Source organism: Mycobacterium sp. MOTT36Y (assembly GCF_000262165.1).
GTDB classification, from domain to species: domain Bacteria; phylum Actinomycetota; class Actinomycetes; order Mycobacteriales; family Mycobacteriaceae; genus Mycobacterium; species Mycobacterium intracellulare.
Genome location: NC_017904.1, coordinates 3,997,553 through 4,009,773 on the forward strand (window position 1 = coordinate 3,997,553; position 12,221 = coordinate 4,009,773).

Here is a 12,221-nt window from a genome sequence, read left to right on the forward strand (position 1 = left end):
TCACAGCCGCCACTCAACCGAGCTGGCCGTGTCGAACAGCAACGATTGGGGGGCCTGTGTCGATGCCGGCCAGCAGCATCCAAGCGCGGACCGACACCGACCACGGCGACGACAGCGGCACCGCCGTGCTGCGCGGCTGGCAGCGCAGGGCGCTCGTCAAATATCTGGCCGGCCAGCCGCGCGACTTCCTGGCGGTGGCCACCCCCGGGTCCGGCAAGACGACGTTCGCGCTGCGGGTGGCGGCCGAACTCCTCGGCCAGCGCGCGGTCGAGCAGGTCACCGTCGTGGTGCCCACCGAGCATCTCAAGGTGCAGTGGGCGCAGGCCGCGGCGCGGCACGGCATCGCCCTGGACCCGAGATTCTCCAACGCCAACCCGCGGATCGCGCCGGAGTATCACGGCGTCATGGTCACCTACGCTCAGGTCGCCGCGCATCCCACGCTGCACCGGGTCCGCACCGAGCAGCGCAAGACGCTGGTCGTCTTCGACGAGATCCATCACGGCGGGGACGCCAAGACCTGGGGCGACGCCATCCGCGAGGCGTTCGACGACGCCACCCGCCGGCTCGCGCTGACGGGCACGCCCTTTCGCAGCGACGACAGCCCCATCCCGTTCGTGACCTACGAGGCCGGTCCCGACGGGATACGGCGGTCGCAGGCCGACCACACCTACGGCTACACCGACGCCCTGGCCGACGGCGTGGTCCGGCCCGTGGTCTTCCTCGCCTACTCCGGGGAGGCGCGGTGGCGCGACAGCGCCGGCGAGGAGCACGCCGCCCGACTGGGTGAGCCGCTGTCCGCCGAGCAGACCGCGCGGGCGTGGCGCACGGCGCTGGATCCCGCCGGCGAGTGGATGCCCGCCGTGATCACCGCCGCGGACCTGCGGCTGCGCCAGCTGCGCACGCACGTGCCCGACGCCGGCGGCATGATCATCGCCTCCGATCAGACCGCGGCCCGCGCCTATGCCACCCTGCTGACGAAGCTGACCGGCGAGGCGCCGACGCTGGTGCTCTCCGACGACCCCGGCTCGTCGGCGCGCATCAGCGAGTTCGCGGCGAGCGCCAGCCGCTGGCTCGTCGCGGTGCGCATGGTCTCCGAGGGTGTCGACGTGCCGCGGCTGTCGGTCGGGATCTACGCCACCAGCGCCTCGACCCCGCTGTTCTTCGCCCAGGCCATCGGCCGGTTCGTGCGGTCGCGGCGCCCGGGCGAGATCGCCAGCATCTTCGTGCCGTCGGTGCCCAACCTGCTGCAGCTGGCCAGCGAGCTGGAGGCGCAGCGCAACCACGTGCTCGGCGAGCCGCACCGGGAATCCGAGGGCGATCCCCTCGACGGCGATCCCGCCACCAAGACGCAGGACGAGAAGAGCGACCTCGACAAGGGGTTCACCTCGCTGGGCGCCGACGCGGAGCTCGATCAGCTCATCTTCGACGGATCATCGTTCGGCACCGCCGCGCCGGCGGGCAGCGACGAGGAGGCCGACTACCTCGGCATCCCGGGCCTGCTCGACGCCGAGCAGATGCGTGCGCTGCTGCACCAGCGCCAGGACGAACAGCTGCAGCGGCGGGCCCGGCTGCACCAGGAGGCCGGATCGCCGGGTGCCGTCGAATCCCCGTCGGCCACGGTGCACGGCCAGCTTCGGGAGCTGCGCCGCGAGCTCAACGCGCTCGTCTCGATCGCCCATCACCGGACGGGCAAGCCGCACGGCTGGATCCACAACGAACTGCGGCGCCGCTGCGGCGGGCCCCCGATCGCCGCAGCGAGCCGCGAACAGCTGCGGGCGCGCATCGACGCCGTGCGCCGGCTCAACGCCGAGACCTCGTGAGCCGGTACGGCATGGCCCACCACGGTTGTGCATGTGCCAAATTGGGGCCAGAGTGGAATCTATGACCGAACAGAAAGTGATCGAGCAGTGGCTCGAGGGCTGTGCGGTTCAGCGGATCATGTTCCGCGACGGCCTGGTGCTGAATTTCGAGGACTACAACGAGCTGGTGATCACGGCACCGATGCGTCTGACCCTGCCGGCCATCGAAACCTCACCCGCCGAAGTGATCGCCATCGACCCGAACCACCCGGCGGGTCAACTGCGTCCACTCTTCGACTTCGCCGGATCGAGCTGCACGAGTGCCGTCTGGTCCGACACCGGAGATCTCCACCTCGAGTTCTCCGACGATCACAAGATCGACGTGCCGTCGAACGACAACGCCATCGCGTGGGAGCTCTACAGCAAGCACCACGGTTACGCTGCCTGCCTCGCGCACGGCGAATTGCGGGTCGTTCGCCTCGATACGGCTCGGGCCGACGGCGACCGGTGAGCTAGCACGCGCCGAGGTGTTTCATGCGTCGCGTGGACTACGTCATCCACTATGTGGAGTCGCTCACGAGGTCGGTGACGTTCTACCGCGACGTGATCGGGCTGCAGGTACGGATCGAAGGCGACGGCTACGTCGAGTTCGCGACGGCCAACACCAAGTTCTCGCTTTTCGAGCGGTCGAAGCTGCCGGAGCTCATCGGCCGCGAGGGCGGCGACCCGCCGTGCGGCGAGATCGGTTTCCTGGTTGACGACGTGGACAGCGAGGCGGAACGGTTGCGGCACCTCGGTGTCGAGATCCTCACCGGACCGGTGGACCGGCCCTGGCGTGAAAGGACGCTCCACATCGCCGACCCGGACGGCCACATCATCGAATTCGCCCAGAAGTTGCGGTGATCGCCGGCGTCATCGGGGCTAGTCGCCAACGGGTTCCTCGAGAACCTCGACCGCCGGCCCACCGAGCGCGGCGAGCAGGCTCTGCTCGACCGCGTCCCGCCCGGCTTGCCCGCCGGAGGCGGCCGTCACGCAAAAGACGTCGGCCGCCGTCGACCCGAACGTGTTGACCTTGGCCCAGACGATGTCGGTTCCGGCCCGCTCCAGCGCCCGGGTCAGCATCGCGAGCAGCCCCAGGCGGTCCATGGCGCGGACCTCGACGATCAGCTGGCCGGCGGTGGCCGTATCGACCCACAGGATGCGGGGCGGGGCGGTCGAGCGCGTCACCGGCACCCCGACCTGAACCTCGCCGGCCCGCGTGGACCCCGCGCCGGCGGCGTCGCTGTCGCGTTTCTCCAGCGTGCCCAGCACGTCGACGTCACCGGCGAGCGCGCCGGTGAACTGCTGGCGCAGCAGGCCCGCCTCCGGCGGCGAACCGAACAGCGGCGACACCACGAATTCGACGACCGCGAAACCCGCGTCGGTGCTGGCCGACGCCGAATGGATGCGCAGCGAGTTCAGCGCCAGCACCGCGGCGGCCTTGGACACGAGCCCCCGCTGATCCGGGGCGGCCATCACCACGTCCAGCCGCTCACCGCCGCTGGGCTTGATCTCCACGTGGACCGCGCGTTGAGCGGCCAACGAAAGATATTGGGGTGCAGTCGGTTCGGCCTCCGGAAGCGGCTCCCCCGCCATCACCAGCCGGCAGCGGCGGACCAGCTCCTCGATCAGGGACGCCTTCCATTCGCTCCACACCCCCGGCCCGGTGGCCTTGGAGTCGGCTTCGGTGAGCGCGTGGAGCACTTCGAGCAGCAGCGGATCGCCGCCGAGCGATTTCGACACGCGCTCAATGGTTTTGGGGTCGTTCAGGTCGCTGCGGGTCGCCACGACCGGCAGCAACAGGTGGTGGCGGACCAGCTGCGCGAGCGTCTCGGAGTCGGCGGGCGAGATCCCCAGTCGCGGCCCAATATCCAGGGCCAGGCCCGCGCCGAGCACGCTGTGGTCGACGCCGCGGCCCTTGCCGATGTCGTGCAGCAGCGCGCCGAGCGCGAGTAAGTCGGGCCGCGCCACGCGGGTCGCCAGCGGCGCGGCGTTGACGGCCGTCTCGATGACGTGGCGGTCCACCGTCCATTTGTGCGCGACGTCGCGCGGCGGAAGGTCGCGGATCGCGTCCCATTCGGGCAGCAGCCGGCCCCACAGCCCGGTGCGGTCGAGCGCCTCGATGGTGGCCACGGTCGTCGGGCCGGCGGACAGCACAACCAGTAAGTCGTCCAACGCTTCCCGCGGCCAGGGCACCGGCATCTCGGGTGCGCCGGCGGCCAGGCGGCTGAGCGTGGCGGCGCCGATGGGCAACCCGGTGTCGGCCGACGCGGCGGCCACCCGAAGCACCAAACCCACGTCGGTGTCGGGTCGCGCGTCGCGGGCGAGCACGATCTCTCCGCCGTATTCGACGACGCCCTCGTCGAGGGGGCGGCGCTTGGGCCGGCGCACCAACGCCGAGACGCCGCGGCGCGGCAGGGCGTTCTCGGCGGTGCGCAGCCCCGTCTCGGCGTGGTAGGCGATGGTGCGCCCGGCGTCGGATAGCTTGCGGGCCAAGTCGAATCGGTCACCGATGTGCAGCGCGGCGCTGAGTTCGTCGCCGTATTGGGCCAGCAGCTGATCGCGTCCGCGCCCGGACACGCGGTGCAGCTCGGTGCGCACGTCGAGCAGCGTCAGGTGGGCGTCGTCCAGCGAGCCGCCCGGCGACTCCGGGCGGGCCATGCCGTGGCGGTCGATGAGCTGGGCCACGCCGAGCGCGTCGAGCAACTGCACATCGCGCAGGGCGCCCCGGCCCGATTTCAGGTCCGGTTCGGCCCGCTGCGCGATCCGCCCGCAGCGCTCCCAGCGGGCCTGCGTCATCGCGACGAGCTCATCCATCCGGGAGCGAATTGCGCTGCGCCACTGGCGTCGCGCGCCCGCGATCAGTTCCTCGGACAGCCGCGCGTCGCCGGCGATGTGGCGTGCGTCCAGCATGCCCAGGGCCGCGATCATGTCGGCATTGGCCACGCCCAGGGCGCCGGACACGGTCCGCACGCTGTGGTCGAGGCGAACGTTGGCGTCCCACAACGGATACCACAACCCGTCGGCGACCTTGCCCAGCACGTCGTCGGACTTGTTGTCGTGCAACAGCATCAGGTCCAGGTCGGAATACGGCAGTAGCTCGTGGCGGCCCAACCCGCCGATGCCGACGATCGCGAAGCCGCTGTCGTCGTCGATCCCGATCTCGGCCGCCTTGGCCATCAGCCATGATTCGTGCAGATCCAGCCAGGCGTGCCGCAGTTCGGCGGCGTGTAGCTTGCTGCCCTCGGACAGCAGTTGGCGCCGCGAGGCGGCCAAATCGACTGCCCCGCCGGCGCTTCCTGTCCCCGCTGGGTGCCCGGGCGGATCGAAGCCGTTCGGGGTCATGCCCTCGCGGCCCGCCCGGGGCGAATCAGCAATTGACGAAACGCGTCATAGCGCATCGGTTCCGCGCTCGCCGGTGCGCACGCGCACAATGGTTTCCACGGGACTGACCCACACTTTCCCGTCGCCGATCTTGCCGGTACGCGCCGCCCGGACGATGCTGTCCACGACCTTGTCGACGATGGAGTCGTCGACGACGACCTCGATCCGCACTTTGGGCACGAAGTCGACGGAGTATTCGGCACCGCGGTAGACCTCGGTGTGCCCCTTCTGCCGCCCGTAGCCCTGGATTTCGCTGACCGTCATCCCCAGGACGCCCGCGTCCTCGAGACTGGTCTTCACGTCATCGAGCGTGAACGGCTTCACGATCGCGGTGATCAGCTTCATGACTGCTCTGCCTCCACTTTGTCGCCCACTCGGTCCTCCTTCACGCCGTTGCGGGTGTCCGCGACAGCGACCCGGGGCGGGAGCACCGAGCCGGTAGCCACCGCGAAATCGTAACCACTCTCGGCGTGCTCGGCCTCGTCGATACCCGTGGCTTCCGCTTCCGGGTTGAGGCGAAGCCCGATGGTGTACTTCAGGATCAAAGCCAGGATCAGCGTAACCACCCCGGAGTAGGCGAGGACGCTGAACGCGCCGATCGCCTGCCGCTCGAGCTGAGCCCAGCCGCCGCCGTAGAACAATCCCTTCGACACCCCGACCACGCCGTTGATCGCCGGGCTTTCCGGGGCGGCGAGCAGGCCCACCAGCAGCGTGCCGGCCAGGCCGCCGACCAGGTGCACCCCGACCACGTCGAGCGAGTCGTCAAAGCCGAGCTTGAATTTCAGGCCGACGGCCAGCGCGCACAGCACCCCGGCGACCAGGCCCACGACCAGCGCGCCCAGGACGTTGACCGACGAGCAGGACGGGGTGATGGCGACCAGGCCCGCGACGATGCCCGACGCGGCCCCCAGCGTCGTCGCCTTGCCGTCGCGGATGCGCTCGGTCAGCATCCAGCCCAGCATCGCGGTGGCCGTCGCGACCGTGGTGGTGACGAACGTCGTCCCGGCGACGCCGTTGGAGCTGGTGGCCGACCCGGCGTTGAACCCGTACCAGCCGAACCACAGCAACCCGGCGCCGAGCATCACGAACGGCAGGTTGTGCGGGCGGAACAACGTGGTGGGCCAGCCGCGCCGCTTCCCCAGCACGATGGCCAGCATCAGGCCCGCCACACCGGAGTTGATGTGGACGGCGGTCCCGCCGGCGAAGTCGATCGCGTGCAGCTTGTTGGCGATCCAGCCGCCGTGCTCGGAGGCGAAGCCGTCGAACGCGAAAACCCAGTGGGCGACCGGGAAGTAGACGAACGTCGCCCACAGGCCGGCGAACACCAGCCAGGCGCCGAACTTCAGGCGGTCGGACACCGCGCCGGAGATCAGCGCGACGGTGATGATCGCGAACATCAGCTGGAACGCCACGAACACCGTGGCGGGCAGGGTGCCGGCGAGCGGAATGTCCGTCGCCGCAGTGCCTTTGCTGGGGTCGGCGGCCACCGCGTTGACGCCGATGAGGCCCTTGAGGCCCCAATAGGACGTCGGCTTGCCCATGAAGTTGCCGACGTCGTCGCCGAACGCGACCGAATAGCCGTACAGCACCCACAGCACGGTGACCACGCCCATCGCGCTGATGCTCATCATGAGCATGTTCAGCACGCTTCGGGCGCGCACCATACCGCCGTAGAAGAACGCCAGACCCGGCGTCATCAACAGCACCAGCGCGGAACTGGCCAGCATCCAGGCGGTATCGCCGGTGTTGGGCTGGCCCAGCATCGGGTATGTCACTCGCAATCTCCTCCGGTCGGGCCGCAATGGGACGTCGGACATGCGTCCGATGACCTGCGAGAAGATTGCGCAATGGTTGTTTCGGCGATGGTGCCGTCGTGTTTCGGCGGGATTAACGTCCCGCGCGCCGCTGCGGTGGTGTCAGCCGAGCAGCGCGTCGACGAACGCGGCCGGTTCGAATGGCGCGAGGTCGTCGGGGCCCTCACCGAGCCCGACCAGCTTGACCGGCACGCCGAGCTCCTGCTGGACCCTAAAGACGATGCCGCCCTTGGCCGTTCCGTCCAGCTTGGTCAGGACGGCCCCGGTGATCTCGACGACCTCGGCGAACACCCGGGCCTGGGCCAGGCCGTTCTGCCCGATGGTGGCGTCGAGCACCAGCAGCACCTCGTCGACCGCGGCGCGCCGGGTCACCACGCGCTTGACCTTGTCGAGTTCGTCCATCAGCCCGACCTTGGTGTGCAACCGGCCCGCGGTGTCGATGAGCACGACATCGACGCCGGCGGCGATGCCCTTGTCGACGGCGTCGAACGCCACCGACGCCGGGTCGGCGCCTTCGGCCCCGCGCACCACCTCGGCGCCCACCCGCGACGCCCAGGTCTGCAGCTGATCGGCGGCCGCGGCCCGGAAGGTGTCGGCGGCGCCCAGGACGACGCGCCGCCCGTCGGCGACCAGGACGCGGGCCAGCTTGCCGACCGTGGTGGTCTTCCCGGTGCCGTTCACGCCGACGACCAGCAGCACCGAGGGATGGTCGGCGTGCGGCAGCGCCCGGATCGACCGGTCCATGCCGGGCTGCAGCTCCTTGATCAGCACGTCGCGCAGCACGGCCTTCGCGTCGGCCTCGGTGCGCACGTCGCTGCCGGCCAGCCGGGCGCGCAACTGGGCGATGACCGATTCGGCGACGACGGGGCCCAGGTCGGCGACGAGCAGCGTGTCCTCGACGTCCTGCCAGGCGTCTTCGTCGAGGTCGCCGCCGCCGATCAGGCCCAGCATGCTGCGGCCGAACGCGGTTTGCGAACGGGCCAGCCGGCCGCGCAGCCGTTCCAGGCGGCCCTCGGGCGGCGCGATCTCCTCGATCTCGGGGGCGGCCGGCGTTTCGGGCGCCGGGGTCTCGGGCGCCGGGGTTTCGGGTGGCGCGGCGGGGATCGGTGGCGGCGCGACGGTCTCCGGTTCGGGGAGGTCGACGTCGGAGATGGTGCGCCGCGGCGCGTCGCGCGGGATGGTGGCGTCGTCGCCCACCCCGGGCAGCCCGGTGGTGTCGAGCCGCTCGGGCGGCGCCACGGTCGGCGTCTGGCTGAAGGTGATGCCGGACGATGTGGTGTATCCGCCGGAGCGGTCGATCGCCCCGGGTTCGGCGCGCGTCGAGAAGCTGATCCGCCGCCGGCGGTACCGCAGCAGGCCCAAGACCAGCGCGACCAGGACGACGAGAGCTATCAGGACCGCGAGCGCGATCCAAAGACCTTGGGACACGCTGACATTGTTTCAAGCGGTCCGGTGCCGGTCGGTCACCGGGGCGTGCCCCGGCCCGCCGATCAGGTCGTGACCAACTGCTCCACCTGCTGGCCGCGCATCCGCTGGGAGATCACCGCGGTGATGCCGTCGCCCTGCATGGTCACGCCGTAGAGCGCGTCGGCGACCTCCATCGTCGGCTTCTGGTGGGTGATGATGATGAGCTGCGAGCGCGCCCGCAGCAGCTCGAACAGCGAGATCAGGCGCCGCAGGTTGGTGTCGTCGAGGGCGGCCTCCACCTCGTCCATGATGTAGAACGGCGACGGGCGGGCCCGGAAGATCGCCACCAGCATCGCCACCGCCGTGAGCGCCTTCTCGCCACCGGAGAGCAGCGAGAGCCGGGTGACCTTCTTGCCCGGCGGACGGGCCTCCACCTCGATGCCGGTGGTCAGCATGTCGCCCGGATCGGTCAGCCGCAGCCGGCCCTCGCCGCCGGGGAACAGCACGGTGAAGACCTCGGTGAATTCGCGCTCCACGTCGGCGTAGGCCTCGCTGAACACCTGCAGGATGCGGGCGTCGACCTCGTCGACCACCCCGAGCAGGTCCTTGCGGGCGGCCTTCACGTCCTCGAGCTGGGTGGACAGGAAGTTGTAGCGCTCCTCGAGCGCGGCGAACTCCTCCAGCGCCAGCGGGTTGACCCTGCCCAGTTCGGCCAGTTCGCGCTCGGCCCGCTTGGCCCGACGCTCCTGGGTGGCGCGGTCGTAGGGAATGGGGGCCGGCGCGAAGACCTGCTCGCCGCGCTCCTTGGCCTGCTCGTATTCGGCCATCTCCAGGTCGGTCGGCGGCAGCTCGTTCTGCGGGCCGTACTCGGCGATCAAATCCTGCGGCGCCATGCCGAACTGCTCGAGCACCATCTGCTCGAGCTGCTCGATCCGCAGCGCCGCCTGGGCGTTGGCCACCTCGTCGCGGTGCAGCGAGTCGGTCAGGGCGGCCACCCGGGCGCCCAGCGCGTTCACCTCGTCGCGCACCGCCGCCATCGCCGTCGCGCGCTGCTGGCGTTCGGCGGCCAGGGCGTCACGGATCTTGGACGCCGAGTCGACGACCCCGTTCAACCGCTGCGCCAGCAGCCGGCCGGAGTCGGCCACCGCGGCGGCCACCGCGGCCGCCCGCAGCCGCGCCTCACGTGCTTGCTGGGCCCGCACCCGGGCTTCGCGTTCGGCGGCGGCCGCGCGGCGCAACGAATCCGCCCGCCCGCGCACCGCGTTCGCGCGCTCCTCGGCGGTGCGCACCGCGAGCCGGGCCTCCACTTCGACGCTGCGCGCGGTCTCGGTGGCGGCGGCGATCTGCTGGCGGTCCACCGGTTCCTCCGCCGGCGCCTGCTGGGTCTCCTGCGCGTTGCGCAGCCGGGTTTCCAGTTCGGTGACTTCGCCGACGGTCTGCGTCCGGCCCGCTTCGAGCTCCTCGCGTTGCCGCAGCAGCCTGCTCCACTCGTCCTCGGACGTGCGGGCTTCCTGGCCGAGCCGGCCGAGCTGTTCGTACATTCCCGAGATGGCGCTGTCGGATTCGTTGAGGGCGGCCAGCGCCTGCTCGGCGGAGTCCTGGCGGGCGGCCTGCTCGGTCAGCGCGCCGGACAGCGCCGCGCTCAGCTGGGCCACCTGGGCCTCCGCGGCGGTCAACTCGGCGCCGGCCTTGTCGATCTCGGAGGTCACCTCGAGCGTGGACAGCTTGCGATCGGAGCCCCCACTCACCCAGCCGGCGCCCACCAGGTCGCCGTCGAGGGTGACCGCGCGCAACCGGGGATGCTCCGCGACCAGGGCGAGCGCCCGGTCCAGGTCGTCGACCACCGCGACGCCCGAGAGCATCGCCGTGATCGCGCCGCGCAGCCGCTCGGGAGCGTCGATCAGGTCGAGCGCCCACAGCGCGCCCGCCGGGGCGGCCTGCGGGGCGGGGTGATCGGCGGGCCAGTCTCCGAGCACCAGCGCGGCCCGGCCGCCGTCGGCCTGTTTGAGCGCGGCGACCGCGGACCGGGCCGCGCCGAAGCTCTCGGCGGCCAGCGCGTCGGCCGCCGATCCCAGCACCGCGGCCAGCGCCGCCTCGTAGCCGGAGCGGACCTTGACCAGCTTGGCCATCGGACCCAAAAGCCCTGTGCCGGAATGGTTTTGGGTAAGCCAGGCGGCACCGTCCTTGCGTTCGAGGCCGACGGCGAGCGCGTCGATGCGGGCGCGCAGCGAGGCCACCTGGCGTTCGGCGTCCCGCTCGGCGGACTGCAGTTCGGCGACCCTCGCGTCGGCCAACCGCAGCGCGGCCACAGTGCGCTCGTGGTGCTCGTCGAGTCCCATCTCGCCCTGGTCGAGTTCCCCGACGCGACCCTGCACGGTTTCGAATTCGGCCTTGGCCTGCTGGGCGCGGGCGGCGGCGGCTTCGATGCGTTCGGACAGCCGCGCGACGCTGTCGTCGATCGACTCGACGCGCGCCCGCATCGTCTCCACCTGACCGGCCAGCCGCGCCAGCCCTTCGCGCCGATCCGCCTCGGCGCGCACCGCCGCCATGTGCGCCCGGTCGGCCTCGGCGGCCTCGCGCTCGCGCTCGGCCAACTCGGCGCGCGCGCCGTCGAGGCGGATGCGCGCCGCGGCCAACTCCGCCAGCAGCCGCTGCTCGGCGATCGCGACCTGCTCGGCCTCGGCTTCCAAAGCGTCGGGGTCGGTGTCGCCGGCCGCCACCGGCTCCACGTCGAGGTGCTGGGCCCGCTCGCTGGCGATGCGCACCGTGGCGGCCACCCGTTCGGCCAGCGCGGACAGCGCGAACCAGGTGTGCTGCACCGATTCGGCGCGCCCGGAGAGCTCGCCGACGGCGGTCTCGTGCGCGGTGAGCTCCTCGGACGCGACGGCCAGCCGCGCGGAGGCCTCGTCGTGCTCGCGCCGCATGGCGGCCTCGGCCTCGAAGATGGCCTCGCGCTCGCCCTTGCGGTTGACCAGGTCGTCGGCGGCCAGCCGCAGCCGCGCGTCACGCAGGTCGGCCTGGATCGTCTGGGCGCGGCGGGCCACCTCGGCCTGGCGGCCCAACGGTTTGAGCTGGCGGCGCAGCTCGGTGGTCAGGTCGGTGAGCCGGGCGAGGTTCGCCGACATCGCGTCGAGCTTGCGGAGGGCCTTCTCCTTGCGCTTGCGGTGCTTGAGCACGCCCGCGGCTTCTTCGATGAACGCGCGACGGTCCTCGGGCCGCGACTGCAGGATCTCGTCGAGCTTGCCCTGCCCGACGATGACGTGCATCTCCCGGCCGATCCCGGAGTCGCTCAGCAGTTCCTGAACGTCCATCAAACGGCAACTGCTGCCGTTGATTTCGTATTCGCTGGCACCGTCGCGGAACATCCGCCGGGTGATCGAGACCTCGGAGTACTCGATGGGCAGCGCGTTGTCGGAGTTGTCGATGGTCACGGTGACCTCGGCGCGGCCCAGCGGGGCGCGCGACGAGGTCCCGGCGAAGATGACGTCCTCCATCTTCCCGCCGCGCAGCGTCTTGGCGCCCTGCTCGCCCATGACCCAGGCCAGCGCGTCGACGACGTTGGACTTGCCCGAACCGTTGGGCCCGACCACCGCGGTGATGCCCGGCTCGAAACGCAGAGTCGTCGGCGAGGCAAAGGACTTGAAGCCCTTCAGCGTCAGACTCTTGAGGTACACGGCGAGCCAGACTACCGCTCAAACCATCCCGGGCAGGCTCACCGAGGGGTGTCGGCCGGCCCGAAATCTGCCGGCGGCGTCGCGGCGCGACGCACTGGTCACAG

At 71.1% G+C, this 12,221-nt stretch carries 8 protein-coding genes; 3 read left to right on the top strand and 5 right to left on the bottom strand.

The window, feature by feature from the left end; all coding sequences use genetic code 11:
• The first annotated feature begins 56 nt into the window (after positions 1-56).
• The 3 genes from W7S_RS17985 to W7S_RS17995 all read left to right on the top strand — a co-directional run bounded on the left by W7S_RS17985 (position 57) and on the right by W7S_RS17995 (position 2,702).
• Positions 57-1,820: a DEAD/DEAH box helicase gene (locus tag W7S_RS17985; RefSeq protein WP_014712078.1), complete on the top strand. Its 1,764-nt coding sequence runs from the start codon at positions 57-59 to the stop codon at positions 1,818-1,820.
• Between the two features lie 61 nt (positions 1,821-1,881).
• The gene (locus W7S_RS17990; RefSeq protein WP_014712079.1) at positions 1,882-2,310 is read left to right on the top strand and encodes a DUF6188 family protein; all 429 of its coding nucleotides are present in this window, start codon (positions 1,882-1,884) and stop codon (positions 2,308-2,310) included.
• Positions 2,311-2,333: 23 nt separating this feature from the next.
• Entirely contained in the window at positions 2,334-2,702 is a 369-nt protein-coding gene (locus tag W7S_RS17995; RefSeq protein ID WP_041297949.1) for a VOC family protein, read from the top strand.
• Positions 2,703-2,720: 18 nt separating this feature from the next.
• Here W7S_RS17995 and W7S_RS18000 read toward each other — a convergent pair whose 3' ends face one another.
• The 5 genes from W7S_RS18000 to smc form a co-directional block, all read right to left on the bottom strand.
• Positions 2,721-5,183, bottom strand: a complete 2,463-nt coding sequence (locus tag W7S_RS18000) for a [protein-PII] uridylyltransferase (protein WP_081490125.1) — start codon at positions 5,181-5,183, stop codon at positions 2,721-2,723.
• Between the two features lie 45 nt (positions 5,184-5,228).
• Entirely contained in the window at positions 5,229-5,567 is a 339-nt protein-coding gene (glnB, locus tag W7S_RS18005) for a nitrogen regulatory protein P-II (RefSeq protein WP_003878721.1), read from the bottom strand.
• Positions 5,564-6,985, bottom strand: coding sequence for an ammonium transporter (locus W7S_RS18010; protein ID WP_008258928.1), 1,422 nt, complete (start codon positions 6,983-6,985; stop codon positions 5,564-5,566). The genes glnB and W7S_RS18010 overlap by 4 nt, the downstream gene beginning before the upstream one ends.
• Positions 6,986-7,138: 153 nt before the next feature.
• Positions 7,139-8,464, bottom strand: a complete 1,326-nt coding sequence (ftsY, locus tag W7S_RS18015; RefSeq protein WP_014712082.1) for a signal recognition particle-docking protein FtsY — start codon at positions 8,462-8,464, stop codon at positions 7,139-7,141.
• 62 nt (positions 8,465-8,526) lie between these two features.
• A complete protein-coding gene (gene smc, locus W7S_RS18020) occupies positions 8,527-12,117 on the bottom strand; it encodes a chromosome segregation protein SMC (protein ID WP_014712083.1) in 3,591 nt (1,196 codons plus the stop codon).
• Positions 12,118-12,221 lie beyond the last annotated feature (104 nt).

Bases quoted from the DNA above. Each gene is read 5' to 3' on its own strand.
- W7S_RS17990 (WP_014712079.1), top strand. From the start codon at position 1,882: ATGACCGAACAGAAAGTGATCGAGCAGTGGCTCGAGGGCTGTGCGGTT.
- W7S_RS17995 (WP_041297949.1), top strand. From the start codon at position 2,334: ATGCGTCGCGTGGACTACGTCATCCACTATGTGGAGTCGCTCACGAGG.
- W7S_RS18000 (WP_081490125.1), bottom strand. From the start codon at position 5,183: ATGACCCCGAACGGCTTCGATCCGCCCGGGCACCCAGCGGGGACAGGA.
- glnB (WP_003878721.1), bottom strand. From the start codon at position 5,567: ATGAAGCTGATCACCGCGATCGTGAAGCCGTTCACGCTCGATGACGTG.
- W7S_RS18010 (WP_008258928.1), bottom strand. From the start codon at position 6,985: ATGCTGGGCCAGCCCAACACCGGCGATACCGCCTGGATGCTGGCCAGT.